The organism is Myxococcales bacterium, assembly GCA_023898405.1.
In the GTDB taxonomy this organism is placed as follows: Bacteria; Myxococcota; UBA727; order UBA727; family JABDBI01.
This window is the reverse complement of sequence record CP060221.1, coordinates 873,887-898,038: the sequence shown is the minus strand read 5'-3', so window position 1 is coordinate 898,038 and position 24,152 is coordinate 873,887. Positions and strand designations below refer to the sequence as shown.

Below are 24,152 nucleotides of genomic sequence, written 5' to 3'. Positions count from 1 at the left end.
AGACTGTTTGAAAATATATTTTCAAAACAGTCTCTAAGCTCCTAATTTCTGAACGCCCGCAGCAGAGAGAGGACTAGGAAGAAATTAAGGCCTTATTAATTTATTTGATAGGCATTACTTTCTTAAGCAGAGATGGAGTGATGTTGTGATGAAGCTCGCAGGGTATTTGAAGGTAGATGTGATTGCCTTTCCCTTTCGATTGGGCAAAATATTAAAGTTATTTTAATTTAGTAAAAAGGATCGAGCCTAAAATGCGTGATGCCAAAAATATTTTAGAAAATAGTAAAGAGCTTTTGGATAAGCTTCCCAATTTATCGGAATCCCAAATCAGTTCTTTAGTGGCATATCACAATCAAAAATACTTTCGTGATGCCGATCCAGAGATTAGTGACGAAGCTTTTGATAAGTTGGTTGAAACACTGCGATTTATTAATCCAGATTCACCTGAGCTAGAACATATTGAAGAGTCTTCAAGCTTTCGTGAAGAAATTGTTCATAAACAACCCATGCTGTCACTGGAAAAATGCTACGACGTGCAAACTTTTTTTAAGTGGGCAGAAAAAATAAATGGTGATTTTGTAGTGATGCCAAAAATTGATGGTGTAGCGTGCAGCATTATTTATTCTCCCAAAGGTAAATTAATTTCAGCAGCAACGCGTGGTGACGGAAAAATTGGCGAAAATATCACGCAAAATATCAAGATGATAAAAGATATTCCTCATCATCTGCACTCACATATGCTCAAAGATTTTGTTGATAAAACAACGGCTATTGAAATCCGTGGCGAGGTTTATTTGCCTTTGAGCAGATTTAATGACGAATACTCAACAATTTTCGCTAATCCTAGAAATCTTGCAGCCGGAGCGCTTAAACATAAAGAAAAAGAAAAATCTAAAGCCTATGGTCTAAGTTTTTTTCCTTACGATATTAGGGGAACAAAAGCTGCTACCGAAAAGCAAAAGTTTGAAATTCTCGCTGAGTGCAATTTTTCTATGATGCCGTGGCATATAGTAAAAAATAACGAAAAAACATCAGAAGTTTATTTTCAACTCGAAAAAGATCGAGCTACCTTTGACTATGAGATAGATGGTGTGGTCTATCGAGCTAATGAACAATCTGAACAGACTCGACTAGGGGAAACAGCTCATCATCCACGTTTTGCCATAGCGTTTAAGTTTCACGGTGAGTCGGCTCAAACAAAGCTTGAGAGAGTGGAATGGTCGGTATCGAGAAGTGGAATTATTACACCTGTGGCAATTGTTAAACCTATTTTTGTTTCTGGTGCAAATGTTTCCAGAGCATCATTGCATAACCTGCGAATCTTTAACGCACTTGAGTTGTGTGAAGAATCTTTGGTGGAGATCAATCGCCGTGGTGGTGTAATTCCCCATGTAGAAAGAGTTTTGATGAGAAGGGGAGCGCCTATAGAAATACCTAAACATTGCCCTTCTTGTCATCATGCAACCTATATTGAGGATGAATTTCTTTATTGCAGCAACAAAGAAAAATGTGTGGTTGCCACCGTTGCTCGTTTGGTGCACTTTGCCCACGTTATCGGTATTGAGGGAATGGGTGAAAAAATTGTTGCAAAATTGCATGCAGCCGGTTTTATCAAACATTATCAAGATATCTATCAGCTTAAAATAGAAAATATTTTACAGATCGAGGGCATGGGGCAATTGAGTGCCACTAAACTTATCGAAGAAATTAATTCAAAACGAGAAATTGAACTTCAAGCTTTTTTGCGAGCCCTGGGTATCGATGAAGTAGGTGCCAATATCGCTGAATTAATTGCTGCCAATTTTCATTCTTTATCTAAAGTTAGAGAGTTATCGATTGAAGACCTCACACCGATTTTTGGAATCGGTGAAAGAATTGCACAATCCGTGGTAGCTGGACTCGAAGACTATAGCGAAGAAATCGATGAAATTTTGCTTTATGTAAAAATAAAAGATTTTACAGAAGCTTTGGAAGTTGCAGATAAAAACAGTCCTATCTTTGGTAAGAGTTTTGTTTTCACCGGAAAAATGGCTCACATGGAAAGAAAATCGGCACAAGAGTTGGTAAAAAAAATGGGCGGTAGAGCGCCTGGTGCTATGAGTGATAAGGTAGATTTTTTGGTTATTGGCGATGATGGATCACCACTCTTAGGTCAAGGAAATAAAAGCACCAAACAAAAGACAGCCGAAAAACTTATTGCTCAAGGAAGTGCCATAAAAATAATTAGTGAAAGTGAGTTTTTAAAAATGGCTTCAGGATAAAAGCAAAGGCTTTGAATTTGCCTTCAAGCAACAATCTAAATTTTATGCAGAAATATTAGGAAGTCAACGTCAAGAAACTGTTTAAAAGTTGGCTTTCTTTTCGTGCTCTTAGTAGAGAACTTCAAGAAAAGAAAATAATTTTCATTTATTTAGGCCGTTGTGGTGGAAGCTCATATGCCAAAAATAATTTTCTTGTCAGTGCTGCTCTTGTTTAATTTTGCATGCTCGAAAGCAGATGATTATTACGAAAATAACCTTTTTGACAAGGAAATTTTTAATTCTCAATGGAAAAAGCAAGGAGTAAGTACTGAGCCTTGGTATTATCGCATGACAGTGATCGATGCTCCCATCAATACTCAGGCCTTAGGAATTGCTGAAGGGCATGTCTTCCACCCTGACGTTATTAAGTGGGAAATCACAAAAAATTTACTGATAGCGTGGCGCTCAAGTTCCAAAGTACAAGGATTGGATTTAGAGGATCAGCCGGGAGTTAAAGATAACTACCGAGGAGCTCCTTTGCTTGCATTTTTTATAAGTGCTCACTTTGATTATGATGGTGATTTAGTAGATCAAAGTCATCCTTGGCATCAACGCCGCTATATGCAGGTAGATTGGTCAAAAAATATTGTCAATCAATTGAAGCGAAAAGATAGGGATGAAGGAATAACTTCCTTAAAGATAGAAAGTAGCCTGAGTTATGTGGTCGATCAATCACAAGTAGCACATCCAAATAAAATTCGAATAGATAGAAACTATATAGATATAACTACTCGCCACCCAATCGAAGTATCTAAAAAATCTGCCTTGGGAATTTTTGGGAGCGCATTTAAAAAAGATACAGCGGCACCTGTAATCGATATCAGACACTCATTTTTAAAAAAATCCGATAGCGACTTTATACCGCTGCCCTTACCCAAAAGTGTCATCTATGCCAAGGGAAGCGAGCTTCAACGCATTGCTATCGATGATCGCATTGGCTTATTTAAGACAGGGATAAACGGGCGAGGTCTTTACGATCGTACGACGGGAATCTTGAATGAGAAGGCCATCAATAATGCTATTTTGTTCAATATATGGAAGAGAAGTTTGGGGAGCGATAACAAAACTATCGCAATGAAAGATAGAGAGATTCAACCGATAATCTACTACACCAACGTTTTGCATCCTGAAGAATTATTGCCTGCAAGTAATCGAGCCATAGGTGAGTGGAATGAAGCATTTAGAAAAGCTATATTTCATGCGCAAAAAAATAAATATCGTTCAATAACTGAAGTTCCCTCGGTTATGATACTCAAAGAAAACTCATGCAATTATAAGAGTATTCGAGAATTGTTATCAATATTTTCACATGATGAAATAAATGAAATCGAGAAAAGTGCAAAAATAACTCTTGGTCAATTAAAAGACTCATTTGAGCAAATAAAAACCATCAGCGATTTTGATCAAAGATATTTTCACGAAATAAATGCAAAAAGCTTACTCGAACGACTATGTACGTCATTGGAATTTCATACACGCAAAACTAAAAATCCGTTTGTCTATCAACGCCTTGGCGATCTTAGATTTAATCTCATTAATATTGTTGTCGACGGAAATATTACCCAATGGAGTGGCTATGGACCTATGTTTTCTGATCCTGATAGTGGAGAAATAATTTCAGCAACTGCTCATATTAATTTGAAATACATTGATAAAAGCACACAAAAATTAGTTAAAAAAATTTCACTTTTAAAGTCGACAAAGAATGGAACTAAAATATTAAATAGTCTTGTTAAAAATAAATTTGACGCAAAAGATGCGCAGCCATCAATCAGTGCAATTAATGAATTAAATAAACGTATCAGTTTGTTTAAAAATAATAATTTTTCATCCGTATTGAGTGGGTTTAATGGTGACAGATTAGCTCATTATTTAGAATTGAATGGCGATGAATTAAATTTATTTCAGTCAAGCTACAATAGAAATTTCGACGGTGAATTTAATGGCTTATCGAGCAAGACACAAAATAAAAATACGATGTTGATGGATCCCGTGGGCTTTATTGCTCCATTGGCCATGAGACTTACTCTAAACAGTGATGATTTATCAGAAGAGAAACAATTTAATTATATTCGCGAACAGATTTTTTCATCGGTATTGATGCATGAGATTGGTCATAATCTCGGACTCAAACACAATATGGCAGCATCATCAGATGCGCTCAATTATTCAAAGCATTTTTGGAATATCGAGTATTTACCAAAGAAAATCAAAGAAGCTCTCGCTATAAGTGATGATGATTCTATAAAAAAACAACTAAGAAAATGTCTCAGCAACTTAGAAGGACTAAGCTCATCGGCAAAAAATATTTTAGAAATTACAACTCAAGAATGCTTAGGGCAAAGAGAAAGTATGTACTCAAGCGTCATGGATTATCATGCATCGCCATTGGGTGCCGCTTATGGACTTGGGCATTATGACAATGCTGCAATTATGTGGGCTTACACTCAGCAGGTAGAGGTATTTCCTAAGGAAAATTTTAGTGTCGATCCAGAATTTATAAACATTAAAGATTATCTAAAATATGATGACTATCGTGAAATTCCAAAGAAGCTTTTTAAAGATCAAAATAAACTTCATGAAAGATCTTATGTAAAATTTGATTGGAATAATTTGCTTGCGAAAGATGAATTTCCCTCCCACGCTGTGCCCTATGCTTTCTGCGACGAATCAAGTGCAATAACAGATCCAAAATGCCTTTCTTTTGATGTGGGTCCAGATATGAAAACAGCTGCTCAATCGCTTAAAGAGAGCTTTTGGACTAATTTTATTTTTAATTATTTAGCTAAAGATGAATCTTTTGAAGGGCAAGCTTTAGCCGTTGAATCATTACAAAAAGATTTAGATACAATCGATCGCTTTTCCCATATGCTTAGATGGTTTCACTATTATGCCAATCATGATTCAAAATTTAGGGGAAGTTTCTTAGAGAGGGATTATCTTTCTGCTTTAGTTATTGGAATAAACCATCTATCTCACATTATTGCTTTGCCTGAACCTGGTGGCCACATTTCTGCTCCTCAATATTTTCTTGAATCGGATCATATTTCAACACATGCAGGCAATAGATTGGCAGCATCAAATATTTTAATTCCTTTCAACCAGCTTGATTATTGCGATGCAAAATCTATCAGTATGTTCAATCGCTTCGGTAATATCGAAGGGCGCAATGATTATCATTTTGTTGAGGTTCCATTAGGAGTAGGACGGCCATTTAAATCACAATCAATCAAAAATATCGATGATAAATATATTGTTTTTGCTGGTTCTTCGTTAATAAAAAAATATGCTCTCTACAAACTTGTTGAACCGCTGGGACAAGGAATTGTGGCTACTAATCTTGAAAATAAAGATTTAGCGATGCTTAGTTGGTACCAATTATTTCCGCAGGCTGTTAGCACTATTTATAATGCAATCATAAATAATAGTTTAAATGATATAGCTTTTATTTTAGATGGCGATAATAAAATCATTGTCAGAAATTTAGTAGATGAAGAAAATTTAAAATTAACTGATTACGGCAATGTCATAACCTTGATTCCATCAATGGATAAATCTATTGCTTCGTTTGCTTTGAATAATGCTGTTAATTTTATAACCAATGCTTCAGAAATGAACGATAATTTTGCTCAGTCTATTTCTGTCTATTGCCATGGCTGTCGAGATGAAATTCAAAATAACAATTTAAATAGCAGTTATGACATTTCTCAATTTACTCATCTTTCTGGCTACAGCTATCAGGCACTAAAATTCCATAAAGGAAAGTCTTTAGCGGCAAATTTGCTTGAAAAGGCTCGCTATCAAAAAGAATATTATGAAAAAATTTCTCGCTGCCTTGTTGATGAAAACTTCAGAAATAAGGAAGAGCTTTGTAAATGTGTAAAAACCAGACAGCGTATGGCCGATAATGAATGGCTGTGTTGTGATGAAGATAATCCTGATTGTCCAAGCCCGATCTTAGAAAATATCGGTGAGGAAAGTTGTTCAATCGCTAAGCTTGAACTTCGACAAAAGCAAATAAAAAATCAGCTTCAAGAAACAGTAAGTCTTATCCAACGCCTTCGACAACTCAATAAAAAAGCGAATTAATAAGAGGATATCTAAAGCAATGAAAGTCTTTTCGATTTTTTTTATGCTGATTTTATTAATACTGAGCGCTTGTAATAATGATAACAATTTAATGACTCAGAGATTTATCGATGCTTCAATGCTTGATGGAGAGTGGTATATGAAATCTACTTTAGTGGATAAACAAAGCCATAACTCCATAGCTTTTACGGGAATGGAGTGTGGAGTTGAAAGAGTTGTATTTGAGATTACCCAAGATAAATTGCTTGCTTTTAGAAGTTATCATCGAGAAAATATCGATTTACCTTATAATAAAAAACAATCATTAGTAGCTGCATTTCCCATCATAAGACAAAGCAAGAGTGCTTTATTATCTTATCTCCCATCGCCTAAGGAAAATTTTATAGAGGTCGACTGGTCAAAAAATTTGGCACCCCACACAGAGTGCAATGGGTGGTTGCAGTCTATTAGTCAAATAAATCTCGACGTAGATAGCAGCGATTCAGCAGAAATATTCCGTTTTAGGAAGGGAGTTGATTATATAGAAACGACTCTCAATGCATTAGTGATTCCGCAAGAGAAAGCGTGCAGCAGCGTGGGCGATCCATCTTGTGTGGCGGCGAGATATCGGGTGAAATTTTCTTTTAGAAAAGTTCCAAAAAGTGATTATGAAAAGCTCAATTATCCAGATTATGAATATTTGATTTACGGAACAAATGAAAAAGGGCACTGCTTAAAAGGCGATGAGGGATGCACAGACTTTAAACAGCTTTGGCTCTACTCAGATGCACAAAAAAATCAAGTTTTGTGTGATCCTTTAAAAAATAATATTTCGGAATGTTTTTCACCACGACTTAAAATGAATGCTCGTTTTGGTTTTTTTCGTACACCAGTTTATAAAATAAGTGAGAGAGATGGTCTCAGCAGTGCTCAAGAAAGGCAGCTAATTAATCGAAGAAATATGTGGTCAAAAAGCAAAGATGAGAATGGTAATTTAATTCCTCTTGCGCAAAGAATCCCTAGAAAAATTATTTATTATTTAAATCCAAGTTTCCCTGAAGAGTTATATCCTGCGGTGAAAAAAGTCGCTCTTGAGTGGAACAGAGCTTTTGCAAATGTTGTGGCTAAAGTTAGAGGCAAATGTCAAAAAGAATCGGTGATAGAGACAAAAAATATGTATCACTTAGATGAGTTTTTAAAATCTAAAGGGATAGGTTCGATCGAAGACAACAATGTGACTGCTGCATGCGCGCTTTTATATGAAAAAACCAAACACAGAATTCTTGATGAGATTTTTTTTAGTGGCCGTCCTGAAGAAGTAAGCGAAATCTTTGGGGATATTTTTGAAATTAGAATTAATGATTGCAACGTTGATAATGTTATTCGTTATCAAGAAGAAAATAATTTGCATAATATTCTCACGGACAAGGGTTTAAATATTTTAAACCAAGATACTGTTGAGCAGGCCTGCGCTATTCTTGAAAATGAATCACAAAAAAGGGGGCTTGATCCTTTTGTGTGGCAACAAATAGGAGACTTGCGTTTTAGTTTCATCAATGCAGTGGCCAAGCCTCAGGAAATTGGATTGTTGGGATATGGACCTTTGGCAGTTGATCCAAAAACGGGTGAGATCATCAGCGGAACCGCCAATATTTATCTCTCATCTATTGCTCAGTATGCCACCGACAGCGCTTTATTGATGGAGAAAATGCAGCGCCTAGAATTCGCGTCTCGCATGTCAAAAAAACTCAAGGGTCAGCCAAATCCTCACTCTCCAAATCTCAATGAAATTTTCGAAAGGGTGAAGGATTTTTGGGATAGTGATGTTTATACTTATTCATCATCTTTGAAAGAAAATCTTATTAAAATTTTGCCCCAAATTAATTTTGACCAAACATTGGATTTACAAGATTTACTACAAAGCGATCAGAAGGATGACATAGAGACATTAATTTCATTGATAACTCAAGATAAGAATCTTGTTATTGATGATAAAAAGAGAGCAGACATAGATCTGAAATATGATTTTTATAGTGAAAGGAATGCATGTTTTATTCAAAAAGCTCTTCATGTGCCCTTTGAGCAGTTACAAAAAGATCTATCTAAAATTTCGTTGAGAGAGAAAATTGAGTTTCTCAAGCAGCACATAACTCAAGGAGTGCTTTTGCATGAAATTGGCCATACTTTAGGATTGCGCCATAATTTCAAAGGAGCGCAAGATGCACTTAATTTCCCTCCTGACTTTTGGGGAGTAAAGAGCGAAAGTTTTCCTTCTCGAACAGAATTTGTAAAAAATGAACTTCGTTCCTCATCGATCATGGAGTACCATAAATATTTTAATAGCGATTTTTTCGGCTTAGGACTCTATGATTTTGCTGCATTAGCTTTTGGTTATGGTGAAAAAGTAGAGGTCTTTGATGAAAGTGAATACAAGTTTGTTCCTCATTCATTGATGAGTAAACTTGGACAAATGCGCTATCAGGATTTTCCCAAGCTGTTTTCAGGAAATAACGCTGAGTCAAAAATAAATAAGCATATTAACGAAGTATTGAATCAGTATAGGCAAGGTCAGAGCTCGGCATTCATGGATATTCAAAAATTGGGCCTAAAAGATAATGCTCAAAATATCTACAAAAGAAAATATATAGACTATGAACAGTTAAGAAGACACGTGTTTAATAAGTATTTCTCTGCAGTTAAAAATGATATTGCAGAAGTACCCTATGCATTTTGTACTGACAGCCAAGTCGGCTCAGATGATCTGTTTTGTAGTCCATTTTTGTATGGGGCATCGAGCGATGAAGTAGTGAGCGATGTCATTAATAATTACGAACGCTCATTGTTTATGAAAAAATTAAATCTTAATCATGTATCTCAGCAGCCTAGTGTTTACTTGAATAGAATCTATAAAAAAGTTTACCAACCATTTTTAAAAGCGTACCAAAAAATGTTTACATATCGAAATAGCGAAATGGCTATTTACCCAGTTATGCATGAACTTGCTCTAAGCACAAAGCAAGGGCTCGATCTTATATCACGTATTTTACAAAGCGTTGAGCCGGGAATTTATTGTCAGGATAAAAGAGGAGACTATATTCCTAAATCTCAAGCCAAAACATGTAATAAATATATTTCTATCACCGGTGAACAGGGGCAATTTTTTAAAAGCATTCTAAGTGAGGATATCAGTGGAGAAGTTGAAAGCTTAGGTTTTATATACGATAAAATTCTAGCACTTATGGCTTTGGTTGATGCGCAGCAATTGAAAAAAAACGATATGAACTTGAGCGAAGGGTATAGTGGTGCTGCGTTGTATTATGCATTTAAAGAGCAGATTATAAAAATTTTTAGTGATTTATATATTGATAATTGGCGTGATAATGCTCCCTTTGTTCATGAAGATGCCAGCGGTATGGTTAAAATTGAATATCAAGATTTGTTTTCCAGTAAAAAAAATAACCTTAAAAGGTCCGCCAAAATTAAGCCTGCAACTTCATCGATTTTGAAAGATTATGCCATTTTGTTATCTATGGCTGGTTTGAGCAGTCTCGAAGATTATCGGCTCGATTTTGGTGCTCGCTCTCGCATACGTGAATTAAATGCGCCAGCGCAGCCAAGAATAGATAGCGCCATTGAATCAATCGTGTTTAAAAATCCCCACAACGGGGTAAGTTATCAAGCCTTTGCTTCTGATCAAAAAAACATTTCTATTGGGTACAACTTACTTAAAAATGCAGCAGATTTCATAAGTGACGGCGGCAGTGCTCAAGTTCCAGGAGACTGGTATATTGCTCAAACTAAAATGAACCAGTTGTTTGAGAAATTAAACAAAAATAGCTTAGTGAATTTATCCGTTCCTGATGAAGAGAAACTGAAAGCTGAGTTAAAGGCCGCACAAGATGAATTTGAAGAGCAGGATAAAATTCTGCACGAAAAACTAAGAGTGATCAAACAAGTTCAAAAGTTAGGCGAAAAACTTGGGCTCGAGTAAGGCTTTTTGAATATCTACTCTTCATTTTCAAGATCGCTTTTATCGGCATGATTGCCCAATAATTCTTTTGAGACAGAAGAGTCGTACCGAGAGCTAGAGGTGGTGCTGATATAAGCCTGATAGCCGCAATAAATACATGAATAGGAATCGTCGTCTTGGTAGTTGCGGGCAAGCACGACGCCTAAACTGTGGCATTTGGGACACTGTCCCCTGTCACCAGCTTTTGGCAGCGGACCTCCTGCAATAGATCTTTCTTCTTCTGGGGGAGTCAACGCTGTTTTTTTACGAAAATATGCATTTTCATGTTTATTGATGTTTTCTTTAATTATTTCTCTTCTAGTAAGAGAGGAGTTATGGCTAAAACCAGGATTTTTTTCGTACGTGTTATCAGTGGCAGTTTTTCTTTTGCCAGCGCCAGTTTTTAATTGCATGCGAAATGGTTCGATAAGTCTGATAATATCGTGTTTTTTAAGTGTGGTTTTTTCTTTCCAATCTTGCACAATATTTTGAGCAAGAGCTTCTCGAGCTGTTATTGATTTATCAATATTATTTTCAGGCTTTGCTTGCACTCGGTAGGAATTAAGCAAACGATTGAGAGAAACTATTGCTTCTTCATTAAAATTTTGCGAAATTACTGCGCTTAGTGTCTGTAATAATCGTTCACGTGCTGTAGCCATTTCTAATGCCCCTTATTTACGTGAAATATCTAATCACCCTTTGGAATAGTAATTCTATATGAGTTGCTAAGCAAGAATCAGGTAGTTTTAATGTAGGGTCTGTAAAAACACGCTATCTGTGCTTGTTTATTGGCGACACCATGTGCAAAATAGAACCCATGAATTGGAAACGAACAATAAATATTTATTTTTTAGCTTTTATAATATTTGCTTCAAATATTTATGCATTTTCATTTAAAGAAGAATTAAAAAAATTTTTTTCTATTCATCTATCAGATGAAATTTTCGAAAAAATTAATAAAGATATTATTGGTTCACTGCATGCAAAAAATATGAAGTTTTATTTTCCCAATCGTGTGACTATGGATGATGTGGAAGTACTCGATGATAAAGGGAAAAGAGTTTTGTATGGTAAACATGCGGAACTTAAAATTTCATTACTATCTTTGATGACAAATAATATTGTTGTTACTGATGCATTTATTGAAGCACCATTTTTTAACTATACCATCAACAAGAGGGTTCATAATGTCGTCCGTATCTTTGAGGATCCTGATCCAAAAATAAAAACAAATGCACAGGACACAAGTTCAAGAATTCGTGTGACAATTAAACATGTTCGTGTGCAAAATGGCAGTTATGAAATGGAGCACGATGTGGGCTTAAAGATTTTTGCCCAAGGCATAAGTGCTGAAGGAAATTTCTGGGTGGAAAAAGGGCCTTTCGGAGTAAATATTTCCGAAGCTCGTATAGAGCGTGGTGGAATTCATGTGGCAGGAATGGATCTTCCTATAAGCCAACTTGTTTCGCGCGAGCTATTTATTTCCGATGAAAAAGTTTCAACAAAATATCTCAATGCATTGTATGAAAAGGCTTCATTAACAGCCAATGGAACTGTATTCATAGATAAGGATCACTATGAAATCAATGCTAAGCTTGATGCTCCCCAAAATACCTATCCTCAAGGTTTAAAAAGACTACCTTTCGTAACGCCATCTTTTACTGCCAACGTCATCATGAGTGGTCCGTTGGAAAAGCCTGAGTTTAAAGTAGATAGTCATTTGGGTAATACTCAAATCAATGGAGTAAAGATTGCTCGTGGCACAGCCAAGTGTGAGATAAATGAGCATCGGGTGAAGGTGGAGAACTCAGTTTTTAGTGTTGGTGAACGCGGAAAATTAAGTGCCCAGGGGGTAGTAGATATTGATAAAGATAATTTTTTCTTTAAATCGAAACAAGAAAATATAAACAGCAAAGATCTTATAAAATTTTTATCTCTAAAAATGGCTTCGAGTGGGGAAGTAGATGCCCAGACAACTATAGAGGGACAACTGGACTATAAGACCTCACCCATCAAAATTTTGAGCAGGGGAAACCTTAAAAATATACGCCTTGATAAAGCGCGGTTAGCTGGAGAAACTAATTTTTTTGTTTCTTTGATAACAGATGCATCAGGAAAAATATCTTTTAAAGAGCTTAATTTCAATGACAGCAAGGGTAGTAAGGTTCAAGCTAAAGGCGAGCTTGCGTCAACTATGAAAAATGGTTGGTTGTCTTATGAACTAAAATGGAGAGATCCTAAATTTTATGTAAATCAATGGTTGCCTGATGATATGCAAGGTGAGGACCTTTCTTCAAGTGGAAAAATTAACTGGCAAGAAAAAAATATTGATGGGCAGGCTAAAATTGAAGCAAAAAATATCGATTATAAAAAAATAAAAATTGATTCAATAAAATCCGAAATTAAAATTGCTAAAAATAATTTGTTTTTAGAAAATATTTCCGCACAACTTTATCAGGGAAAAGTTTTTGGCAGTGCGTCGATTCAAAACATATTCAAAGAAAGAATTGTAAAAAGTTCTTTGAAAATATCAAATATCGATAGCGCATTGGCTGTCTCGCGATTAACTGATCTTGATCTAAGCGGTTTGCTTAACATACAGCTCAATTTATCAGGTTCGCTTGAAAAAGTAGCAGCGCAATTTTTTCTTCAAGCACAAAAACTAAGTTTTTATGGGATAAATATTAGGACAATAAATCTCGAAGGAATATTTCAGGATAATAAGCTAGAAATCCCTGAGCTTTTTTCGCAGTTGGATGCAGGCACTATTGATGGAAAAAAAATAGTATTTGGCCTATCAGACAAAAAAATATCAGGTTCACTTGTTCTTTCAGATCTAGCTATAGCGCCATTGCTTAGTAGATACGCGAAGGTTGAAGGCATAGTGAGAGGAGCTATTAGCATCGGCGGAAGCTGGCTTTCTCCTCGTATTTTAGCTAAAATGCATGGCAAAAATATTGTTGTAGCCGATCAAAAATTGGGTTTTGGACCTTTGACCCTCAGCTTACAGAAAGAAAGACTTAACGATGGAATTGATGATGAGGACATGGTTTTATCCCTATCATCGATTTTGCAAAATAATAATGCTCAAACCACAATCAGAACAGCGGTCGCTCTTAATCGAAAAAGTATAAATTCTACTTTGAGTTTTAAAAATTTTGAGTTGGATAGCTCGGATATTTGGCCGAATAAATTTCAAATAGGAATTAAAGGAAAAGCTTCTGCAAAACTGACTGCTCATGGACAATTGTTGTCACCTAAGGTCGATGCTCAAATAGAAATTTTTGACTATGGCTTTTTTGATCCGAGAAAACGCAACGCTCAAATATTTATCAATAAAAAATATGGGATTGCAACCATAAATGCCAATCTTGATAATGAAAAGCTTCAAGTGGAACTTTGTGCACCATGGACGCAGAGTTCATTGAGTAAGGGGTGTGACTTTGAGTCAGGAATTTTGGCGCAGGCCAAGGGAAAGTTGAATCAGAAAGGGCTTTCTGTTGAATTGAGTGGGGCTGTCCGTCACGATCACCTAGAAAATATTATTCCAGTTTTAAATGATGAATTAGCTGTTGTAGGCGCCGAAGCAAGTATACAAGGAAGGCTGACTAAAAAGTTTAATCAGGATATGTTGTACGATTTTAAATTATACCTTGCGAGTTTGAATGCGGGATTACCAAATATTAATGGCATAAAATTGGTTAATCCCGTGAGTGTGAAATTAAAAAATAAAGAAATTAGCTTAAATAGCCAGGCTGAATTTTTATTTTCTCCTGGAAAAATGAAAATAAGCGGTTCTGCAAAAAATAATAATTTAGATATCAAAATAAATGGGGCCATCCCATTAGTGCTTTCCAAATTTATTGTGCCCATTGTTCAAAGAGGAGAAGGCTTAGCGTTAGGAGATTTGAATATATCTGGTTCGTTTGACTCACCAATACTCGAGGGTATGTGTGAACCAGAGCAAGGGGCAATGCTTTCATTTAAAAAATGGATTGAGTTCGTTGAATTTAAGAGAGGGAAGGTAAGCTTTAGAAAAAATTCTCCTCATTCTTTTAGTACGAGTTTTGAAAAATTTAAAATAGGAGTTGGAGACGGTAGGCTTGACCTCGATGGAGAAATTAAAAAACAATATAAAATACACGGTATGGAAGAGCTTACAACCTTTGATGTGAAAATTGAGGGAAGCAATATTATTTTAAGGGATAAAAATAATTTTATTGAGACTGATTTTAATTTAGACACGGTAAAACTACAAGATAAAGCTTCTGTACTCTCTGGAAAGATTACTCTTATCGATGGATCAGCTCATAAGCAATTTGATTTACGAAACTTTGTTATTCAGGCTTCTGAGGGCCCAAATAAAGATTTGCAAAATATTTTTGGTGCCATAGATTTAAATCTAAATCTAGAAATTGCTGTAAGACAATTTAGAGCATCAATGAGAATGCTTAACATCGATATTGAAACACTTTTAACTGGGCAATTAAAAGTCAATGGACCAATAAGCCACTCAAAATTTACAGGTGGACTTTCTGTAAGCGAAGGGGCTGTAAATTTTCCTGCTGCAACATTTGATTTGGGTGAAAGCAGAATAGAGCTCGATGAACTGACTCAACGTTCGTTTGATCCAAAAATAATAATTTCTTCAATGCAAGAGTTTGAAAAGGATTCTTATCCTGAACTTTCGCAAGACACCACTATCGAACTTGCTTTAAAAGGCAATCTCGATCGTCTTGATTTGGAGTTAAAACCCATTAATGGTGATCTGCATCTTAACCAGTCAAAAATATTTTTGATGTTAATGATGCCTCGAGGTATAGGAGGAGAAAACAATGATACGTTTCCGCAGAATGCCAAGAATGCCGTGGTGGCATTTTCGGGAGAAGTATTTTTAAGACCTCTCACCAATGAGTTACAAAATCTTTTAGAGGGAGGGACACAGACAAAAATTCGATTTGGTTCGGTGCTCGAACCGGGAGGCCTCACTTTAAGACTCAATTGGGAGCTTGGTTCGCGGATTGAAATTCAGGGTGTCTATATGTTTTTGAGCGAAGACATTCTTGCTGCAGGGGAAGATAAATTATCTTTGTTTGGAAATTATCCATTTAGGGATTTAAAATTAAAATTGTTGTTGCTTGATCATGGAGCTTTAGGACCCCTTTATTTAGAAAGTTCCTTTGGAGCAAGTCGTTATGTTGACGGTACATTGGAACCAAGAGCAAAACTACGCCTAAGCTATCGGATATTTTCCCAATGATGATGCGTTTTATTACTATATTTTTGCTGCTTGCTTTTTTGTGCGCTAATGCTTTTGCTCAAAGCATCGAAAAGATTTCTCTTGGCACCACTAAGCATGTTTCCAAAAAATTAATTGATAGCCTTGAAAAATATCTTGAGCGATATCGAGGACTAAATGCCGACGAAACAACTGCTCTTTCTGCTAGCGAATTTATTGCAGGGCTTAAGTTTGTTTCTTATGTGGACTGCCAATTAAAAGGCCATAAAAAAAGCCATTTACATTGTTACGTTAAAGCCAAATATTCCATAAGAGATATAGTAATCAACAATCTTCCCTTGGGGTTACTGGAAAACGAATTGAAGCGAAAGTTGCCCGTACAAATTGGGCAGCTTGTTACTTCAAGCTCTGAATCAAACTCCGAGATGCTGAAAATAACTAAATCGAGAGTCGAGACTTTTTTGCGTAAAAACGGTTATTACTGGGCAAAAGTCACGACTTCTTTGCAAAAGATACCAAATGACTTGGCGGTGCTTATTAAAATTGGGATCGATGGAGGAGTTTTTGCGCGTGTTAATGAAGTGTATCTTGAGGGAAACAGTCCCGTAAGCTCTCGAAGTGTCAGGAAAACTTTTCAACGCATGTGTCTTGCCTTCAATCGTTTATTTCAAGTTTTTTCCTATGGAACATTGAGCTGCTATTCTCGAGAACTCGAGCGGGCAGCTCTTAACAAGCTTCAGGATCGTTTAGCGAAACTAGGGTATATTCAAGCGCAGGTAAGTTTATCTCACCGCTGGCTTGATCCAAGCGCTCCTCTTACTCCGAAACACTGCAGAAATTCTAAACTTCATAGTGATGAGCCTTTTTGTGTTGATTTGCATGTTCGTATTGAAAAAGGTCCAAAGGTTCGTAGCGTTATAACTATACGCGAAGGGGATATGGTGAGCCGATCTGCATTTGCTCGCTTTTTTGGATCATTTTTTGCTGTCGAGCAGTTGTCCAGGGCTGTTCGCGCATTGGATGAACCTCTACCCTTCGATCAGGTGATTATTAAAGAAGAATTAGAAAAAAGAATTAGTTTCGTTGAAAGTAAAAATATTACCGAAGATGAAGTAGCAGAGTCAGCTCAACTTATGAAAGAGTATCTCGTAAGTAAGGGCTATACAAATGCTGAAGTAGTCGCTTCATATCACGTGCAAAACCCCAAAAATATTATTGTTTATTTTGATATTTATCCTGGCAGTTCATATTATGTAAAATCATTTCGAATCATGCCTGAAAAATTTGTAAAATACATAGAAAAAAATGAGCTGAGTGATCTTATGGAAACAAGAGGGTTCTTGAAACCCGGCAGACTTTCATACAATAAAATCAATAAAGCGCTGGAAGATGTCAAAAGAAAATTATCTGAAAAAGGTTTTCGCAACGTTCAGGCCAAGATAGAGATGGTATCCTTAGATGATGGTGGGGTCGAGGTTGTATTTAATATTGCTACAGGTAAAAGGGAATTTATTAGTGAAATAAAAGTTATTAATGGTGAAGAAGAATTAGATAAAGAAATTTTGCCATTTTTGCGCAATTGCAATAGTGCCAAGAAAAAAATAAATCCAAACAATTTGTGTCAAGGAAGCGCGCTCGATCGAGATGGCATTTTAAGTGACGAAAAAAAAATAGCGAATTTTTATATCAACAATGATTTCTTATATGCAAAAGTGTTTAGTTCCTTGAGTGAATCTGAGCAGGGGTATGAGCTAAAATTTTATATTTACGATAGTCGATGGGGAAAAAAATCAAAATTAAAAATGCATCGTCAAGATATTAAAAACATAATTATATCTGGAAATAACTCAATCAGTACAGAGGTGATTAAAAGACTTTTTCCTAAAGCAAAAAATAATAATGCTCGTTACGATTCCATTTCTCTAAAAAAAGGCATGTCGCTATTGCGCGAATCCAATCGTTTTTCAAACATTGATGCAAAGATAAAGGTTGGGCAAGAAAATAGTGAAGATGCCTACTTTGCTGTGCATGTGACACAAAAACCATCTTTAACTCTTGATGCGGCTCTATCGTTTAGCACTGATCAACTTTTATCGCTTGAGTTGGAGCTGGAAGAAAATAATTTGTTTTATTCGATGCTGAAATTAAATACCAATTTAGGTCTGGGTTTATTTTGGGGCAGACAAACTTTCTTAAGCAATAAATTTATTTGGCCTTTTATGTTTGGAAGTCCATTTCGCTTTAGTTTGCAAGCACCTGTTATTGTATATGACGATAAAACTTCGCGTCCCAAACCATCTAGGCGCTTGCAGAATAAAGTGATTACCTCGCTTGAATGGCGAGCAACTCCATTTTTGATGCCCTATACGCGATATTCTTTAACTCACATCATGAAACAGGAATTTCCCAATAATTTAGTGCCGAGATTAAGTGCGCAGGAAAGGTTTTTATCTATCGATGGATTAACACACGTATTGAAGGCTCCTGGAAAAATTCGCGGGATGCTTAAAACAGGGCTTTCATTTATAAAACTTGATAATGCCACTGATCCTCATAGCGGAATTGATGTGAATAGTTTTTTTGAAATCAGTGGAGGTCCTTTTATTGGGGATCCATTTTTTACCAATTTAGGAATACAGAATAAATTTTACGTTCCCTTAAAATCTACAACGCTAGCTTTTCAATTCTCTTTAATGCGCGCCTTTGTAAGGCCAAATACTAAAAATTGGGACGAGTTAACCGAGGTGTCGGCGATGGATAATCTGGGGGGAGATCGCAGGGTTAGAGGTTATAAAGAGGCAGCCATCAGCCCCGTTCATAGCTGGCTTCCATCTGATAATTTTGGAGGCTATTTTCTCAACACTGCTAATATCGAATGGCGCTTTCCACTTACAAATCCAGAAATTTTAGGAAGTTTTTCGGGCGCTTTATTTGTCGATCAAGGAATGGTTTTATCTTGTCGAGGGCTCAGTTGTTCTCAAGATTATTCTTTTTCTCAATTAATAACTAAAATGGGTTTTGGATTATCTGTAGGGGCAGGGTTGCGTTACAATTTGCCGGTAGGCCCTATTTCCCTCGATTATGCGTATTCTCCATTGCATAATGAATCGCGCGTACATGTGCAGTTTGGTTATGCTTTTTAGGGCTGGCTTAGCTTTTTTAGCTTAGCGCACAAAAGGAAAGAATCCTAAGGCTATAAGTATCAAAGCAGAAATCATGAGAGAAAGCGGAGGATGCTGCTCAATTTTATAATTTTCAGTTCTGAGAGCTTGTTTAGAAAAAAGAAACACAAATATTCTCATTATACAAGCAGCGCCAAAAGCAATAGAAATAAAAATAATTGCACTAAATAAAATGTTATCTTGCATGGGAGATATGACAGATAATTTTACGAAATATCCCATAGTCCCGGGGAGACCAGCTATGCAGGCGAGTGCAATCAATAAATAAAGAGCTGGAATTTTATTTTTACGTCCAATGCCTGAAATATCTTCCCAAGTCTGCCAATACTGCTCAATAGCTTTTATGTAAATCAAAGAGCCAAACAAGACAAAGAGAGATAAAGTTAAGAAGGAAAAAGCAGTTATCACAAAAAATAATTGAGGAAGTAATTCAGAGGATCCAAAAATTAGAGATAGGTAAAAAACGGGTCCTATGCTCGTTGCTATATAGCAGATGGTTCGTTTTATTTTGCTCTGATCAAGGGCACGCAACCACGATAAAAGAAGTCCGACAGCTAAAATTAATCCGATCATGTTAAGAAATTTTTCATTGAGCATGTTTGAACGCTGAACAATGGCGTATGCATCTTTTAGATGAGAACCACCCTGTATAATAGCGCCGCTGAGAAAAAGAAAAGCTGTGCTTAAATTACTGCCATCAGCACAGTCGATGTGGGCAAAAGAAAAGGGTGGTATCCCTGCCAGGCAAAGAGCTGAAAAGAAAAATAGGCTCAGGCCAAATATCCCCATGCTTGTATTGCCAGTTTTAGCGATGGTCAATGTCGAGATATCCGTAATGTGTGATGAATAGGTAAAGGCATAGAGGGAAAAACATAACATTAAGAATACCAAAATGGCATTGAAGCTAATTTTGAGCCCTATCTCAGCTTTTTTTCCTCCCGGTGTAGTTTTAATAGCTAAAGTGGCGATAATAATTAACCAGCCTGTGCTCGCTATGAGTTTCAAAATTAAGTAATCAGTTGAAATATTTATTATGGATATAGTGAGCGCTGATATAATCAGAAAAAAAATATCCATCTGATTATTAGTTATTGTTTTTTGAGTGAAGTAAATAGCAATCAAAGAGTTGATTAGAATGAATATTATAGATATTTCATCCAAATATGTTTGTGGGTTTTTGCTGAGTAATGGCTGTGATAATAAGTCAGCGATTGCGATGGTTAAAGAGAGTAAAATCGAAATAATTGAAAATGTTATAATGTGAGTCTTTTCGTCGATTTGAGTGCGGTTTTGTTTGCTTCCTATTGTTTCTAAAATTAACACAATAAATGAGGAAGCCATCATGATTGCTATGATGATGTTAATATTTGTTTGATTCATTTTAACCTCAATAACTCTTTACTTTATCATTTCAATTGTTGGGAGACATAGTTCGTTGCTATAGGAACTATCAAAGAAATTATTGCCACTATGAATGGCGATAAAAAAAATGTTTTTTTAACGAGCACAACTTTATTGCCTGTCATCACTGGTACACCCGTTTTTGTTTTAATGAGTAAACCGTAAGCAAAGAGTGAAAGGGCTATTACCCATGAAATAATAATGGCGTGCCATAGTTGGCTCCAAGAATCAGTAGCCTTCAAAGTGTGTTGATAAATAGCGCGAAGTGCTGGCCACGTAACAACACCTATACCGAAGCCAGGCAGTCCGAGCAGCAAACATAAAGATAAAAACCATGATGCGCTAACACTTGAATTTTGAGTTCTGAATAAATTGTACTGTTCTGTCAGTGAGGCCTTTTTACTGATATACATAAAAATGATAATAGAAAGTAAAAATACAACTGCTGATATATGCCAAGATTCATTTTTTTTTGTGATAAATATTATTGATGCCGATAGAGACGAGTAGAGAGTAAGAAAGTAGTATGGAATGATACCTATCTTTTTTTCATAGATAACATTAAATGATAAATAAAGTGCTCCTAATGAAGAGAAAATACTAATGATTAAAGATAGTATGCTTGGGTCAATGTTGATCTCATTACGAGTAATAAAAAGTATGAAAAAACCGGCAACATGAAGAAATGCCAAAATAAAAGGTCCCTCCGAGGCCTCTAAATTTAAAAAGAGTGTTTTCATAAAAGGTGCAAAAATTGGAAGTGTGATTCTGGATAATCCAGGGAGTAGTATGGCTATTTGCATTAAATTAAACACCGTACTGGAGCCAGTGGTTGAGGATTTTAATTGCAGGAGTATTAGAGCAAGCGCATCACATGTAAAAATGACGATGCCAGTCTGAAAAATAGCTGCTCCACGGTGTTTTTTGGAACTATGGCCGATTATGAAAAATATAATAAAACTGGCTGCAGATATGATAGGTAAAGCAACTCTTATGTCTTTTTGAGCTAATGATATAAAAAGTATAAAAGTTAGTAAAAATGGAGCAGATTGGTGAATATTTGTTTTTGTGTTATTGAATTCATATAAAAACATGTCCGCCAAGAGAGCGATAGCTATTGCGCAAAATAAAAAAATATTTTCTTTGTTAATTGAAGTAATAAAACTTATATTTATTTGATTTAAATTGGTGGATAGTATGTATTGGTTTTGGGTTTTGTTACTTATGAATAAGTAGATTAACCGAAGAGTAAATAAAAATACAATGGAAGAAAAAAATTTTGACATAGCGCGCTTTGAGCCTATATCAGATGCAGGAGTTAAGGTAATAAAAATAGCCGCCAAGAGAGGAGTGGAGAGTACCAAAGCTATAATATAGTTGTCGATAATGATCATCATGACTCCCAGATATAGTAATAAGTAATTACCAAGAAGATAGCGAATAAAACAGACCTTCGAATGCTTCCATTATGAAAGAATCTAAGAGGTATTTGAAATAAGCTAATAATAAGCTGTGGTATTTTTAATAAAAGAAAATTTCCATAGAGAGGACCTAAAAAATTAGATGAAGCACGAGCGATGAACTTAAAAAGTTTAAAAATTGTATTTTGAATTGAGTATGAATGAGTAGTTTTACTGTTTTCAATAGGTTGATGAAATAGGTGATTAAACTGTATTGGTAGAAGTAGCAGTATGAACAGTTGTACTGATTTTGCAAAAAATTCCAGGCTCATTGCCTGCATTAGTGCGGCAATACTAAAAAGTGAAAAAGTTATATTATGCTCCCTATAATTAGCTTTTTCCTTGAACAGAATAAGCAATGCATAAGCTATAAAAATGCAGAAAATAACTGTGAGAAAGATTGGATTTTTTAGTGGAGCTACAGAAAAAATTTCTCTTAATACAACAAGTGCAGCTAGACAATTATAAGCCATGTATGTCAGAGCATTAATTTTTTGTGCAGAAAATTTGTCTGAGAAGTCATGTTTTGAAAAAGGAATCATAAAAATTTTTACAATATATATAAAAAATAAATATAATGCCCAATTAGTTTTTTTTATTTCTAGGTTGTGATGATTAAATAAATTTAATACATCGACTGAATCTATCATTAAAATCATTGCCATCGAAAAAAAATCACAGAGAATAATCCAATAAAACGTTTTTATAAAGTTGGTTTTTAAAAAAAATCTGCTATTAGAATTTATTATCGTGAATAGTATTAAAATATTTCCAGCGCCTATTAATGATAATTTTATAACTAAGTTTGATGGTGCATGAAGCAAAATGACGAATAGTGATGCCGTAAAAATTGTTTGGAAAATGCTTGATGCTTGAGTGTAGCTGGTAATTAGTATTGTGATGCCTAGTGTCACTATTGTGGCCAAAATTATGCTGGAATTAAATGTGTCAATATGTATGATAAAATCTATAGGTAAATATTTTATTTTGTAGGTATGTAGTAGTATTGAATTATTAATTAAACATAGTTTTGTTAAGTAGGAAGAGAAGACTAATGGCGGTAAAATTATTATTAATATTATGGCTCTAAAAAAAGTGATGTTTTTTAAGGTGATTTTAAAGTTTGTTAGCAGTAAACAAAAACAAAATGCAAGAAAAATCCATGTGAAAAAATTTGTAAGCATGGTTTTATCCGCGCATTTCTGTCAATTCATTAATTTGTAGTGTCGAACGACGCCTTATTAATAATATGGCTATTGAATAAATAAAAATAATAAAAATAAAAGTGAAAAATAAAATAAAATAAATGGTTTCATCTCCCTTAGTAAGAGTGTTTTGATAAAGTCCTGTTAGTGAAGTAATCCCAATGCAGATTTGAAGTATAGAGGAAATTATATTGAGTAAGTTCCTGCGCACAAATACTCCCACTAATCCACAGGCTATGCAAAATATAAGAATATTTTCAATGGTCATTTATGTCCCCTTTGTTATTCTTGGTTTCGGATATTTAACACTATTAATGCTGAAATAAGCATGATGAATATGATGAATATTGCGCATAAAATAGCCATGATGTCGTATTTAAAGTAGGAGTATTTAATCGTAGTTGATGATAAGTCGTTATTGATTATTTTTGGAAGCTTTAGTTGGAAAAATATAAGCATTGATATTCCTGTTATGATGCTTAATTTTGGTGGTGAATTTTGTGATATTTGAGTTGATTTTTCAATATAAAGGTTGCAAGAAATAATTATAAGACAAAAAAATAAAAGTAAGGTGAGCGGGTGAGCATTGAGAATATGTATTTTATTAGTGAGAGCTAAGTAAAAAGCAATTAAAATGGTTTCGAGTGTCAGAAATAAAGCATTGTAGGAAGGGCTAGAAAACACAATTGTGAGCAAAGCCAATGAGCCAATAAGAAATAAAAAGACTTGCTGTAAAAGCGAATAGGTTTCCATATCTGCCTCGATTGGTCTACTACTTCAAATAATAAGCTATTTTATCCATCGTCTTCGGCTTAGATTAAAATTTTATTAATGAAAAGTCATAAAAGTAACAGCTTGTGCTACTTAACGTCGCTTGGCTGTTGAGCAAGCAAGCTTTTTTATGCCCTATAAAAGGCTTTCATCAAATAAGTCTTTTACAGAATGATATTTGTTTGCTAGCCATGCTGATGTCTATGTGAGAGGCCTTTATGAGTTTGAATGAAAATGAGTTGCTCAAAGTAGCGCGTCTAGCTCGCTTATCTTTAACCAAAGACGAGATTGAGCTTTTTGGCAAAGAGTTAGGGCGCATCGTTGAATTTGTAGCACAGCTGAGTGAAATCGATTGTGAAGGTGTTGAGCCCATGTCTCATACGACTGATCAAACTTTATTTTTGAGAGAGGATGAAGTTGGCTCAACTCTAGGGGTTAAATGTGTATCCTCTTCAGCCGGCTACGCTGATGGCTTGATTAAAGTTCCAAAGATTATCGATTAAACTATTTTTGAGGC

General features: G+C 35.4%; 12 protein-coding genes. 6 read left to right on the top strand and 6 right to left on the bottom strand.

Annotated features, from left to right (window positions below):
* The first annotated feature begins 251 nt into the window (after window positions 1-251).
* From ligA to H6731_04005, 3 genes are all read left to right on the top strand, one after another.
* Window positions 252-2,261 carry an NAD-dependent DNA ligase LigA gene (ligA, locus tag H6731_04015; protein ID USN51584.1) on the top strand — a complete coding sequence of 670 codons (2,010 nt, stop codon included), beginning with the start codon at window positions 252-254 and terminating at the stop codon, window positions 2,259-2,261.
* A gap of 174 nt (window positions 2,262-2,435) precedes the next feature.
* A complete protein-coding gene (locus tag H6731_04010) occupies window positions 2,436-6,389 on the top strand; it encodes a zinc-dependent metalloprotease (GenBank protein USN51583.1) in 3,954 nt (1,317 codons plus the stop codon).
* A gap of 19 nt (window positions 6,390-6,408) precedes the next feature.
* Window positions 6,409-10,359, top strand: coding sequence for a zinc-dependent metalloprotease (locus tag H6731_04005; GenBank protein USN51582.1), 3,951 nt, complete (start codon window positions 6,409-6,411; stop codon window positions 10,357-10,359).
* A 14-nt stretch (window positions 10,360-10,373) separates the two neighbouring features.
* On the opposite strand, the gene H6731_04000 is transcribed toward H6731_04005, so the two are convergent.
* Window positions 10,374-11,036, bottom strand: a complete 663-nt coding sequence (locus H6731_04000; protein USN51581.1) for a hypothetical protein — start codon at window positions 11,034-11,036, stop codon at window positions 10,374-10,376.
* Window positions 11,037-11,176: 140 nt separating this feature from the next.
* Here H6731_04000 and H6731_03995 point away from each other — a divergent pair, with 140 nt between their 5' ends.
* Complete coding sequence (locus tag H6731_03995) at window positions 11,177-15,637, top strand: hypothetical protein (protein USN51580.1); 4,461 nt, start codon at window positions 11,177-11,179, stop codon at window positions 15,635-15,637.
* Window positions 15,634-18,759 carry a BamA/TamA family outer membrane protein gene (locus tag H6731_03990; GenBank protein ID USN51579.1) on the top strand — a complete coding sequence of 1,042 codons (3,126 nt, stop codon included), beginning with the start codon at window positions 15,634-15,636 and terminating at the stop codon, window positions 18,757-18,759. The genes H6731_03995 and H6731_03990 overlap by 4 nt, the downstream gene beginning before the upstream one ends.
* 21 nt (window positions 18,760-18,780) lie before the next feature.
* Here the strand turns inward: H6731_03990 and H6731_03985 are convergent, their stop codons facing one another.
* From H6731_03985 to H6731_03965, 5 genes are all read right to left on the bottom strand, one after another.
* Window positions 18,781-20,178, bottom strand: a complete 1,398-nt coding sequence (locus H6731_03985; GenBank protein USN51578.1) for a hypothetical protein — start codon at window positions 20,176-20,178, stop codon at window positions 18,781-18,783.
* Window positions 20,179-20,204: 26 nt separating this feature from the next.
* A complete protein-coding gene (locus H6731_03980) occupies window positions 20,205-21,596 on the bottom strand; it encodes a hypothetical protein (protein USN51577.1) in 1,392 nt (463 codons plus the stop codon).
* Entirely contained in the window at window positions 21,593-22,573 is a 981-nt protein-coding gene (locus tag H6731_03975) for a hypothetical protein (GenBank protein USN51576.1), read from the bottom strand. The genes H6731_03980 and H6731_03975 overlap by 4 nt, the downstream gene beginning before the upstream one ends.
* A gap of 274 nt (window positions 22,574-22,847) precedes the next feature.
* The gene (locus tag H6731_03970) at window positions 22,848-23,132 is read right to left on the bottom strand and encodes a hypothetical protein (protein USN51575.1); all 285 of its coding nucleotides are present in this window, start codon (window positions 23,130-23,132) and stop codon (window positions 22,848-22,850) included.
* A 14-nt stretch (window positions 23,133-23,146) separates the two neighbouring features.
* Entirely contained in the window at window positions 23,147-23,617 is a 471-nt protein-coding gene (locus H6731_03965) for a hypothetical protein (GenBank protein ID USN51574.1), read from the bottom strand.
* A 236-nt stretch (window positions 23,618-23,853) separates the two neighbouring features.
* On the opposite strand from H6731_03965, the gene gatC reads away from it, so the two are divergent.
* Window positions 23,854-24,138, top strand: coding sequence for an Asp-tRNA(Asn)/Glu-tRNA(Gln) amidotransferase subunit GatC (gene gatC, locus H6731_03960; protein ID USN51573.1), 285 nt, complete (start codon window positions 23,854-23,856; stop codon window positions 24,136-24,138).
* The last annotated feature ends 14 nt before the right edge of the window (window positions 24,139-24,152 follow it).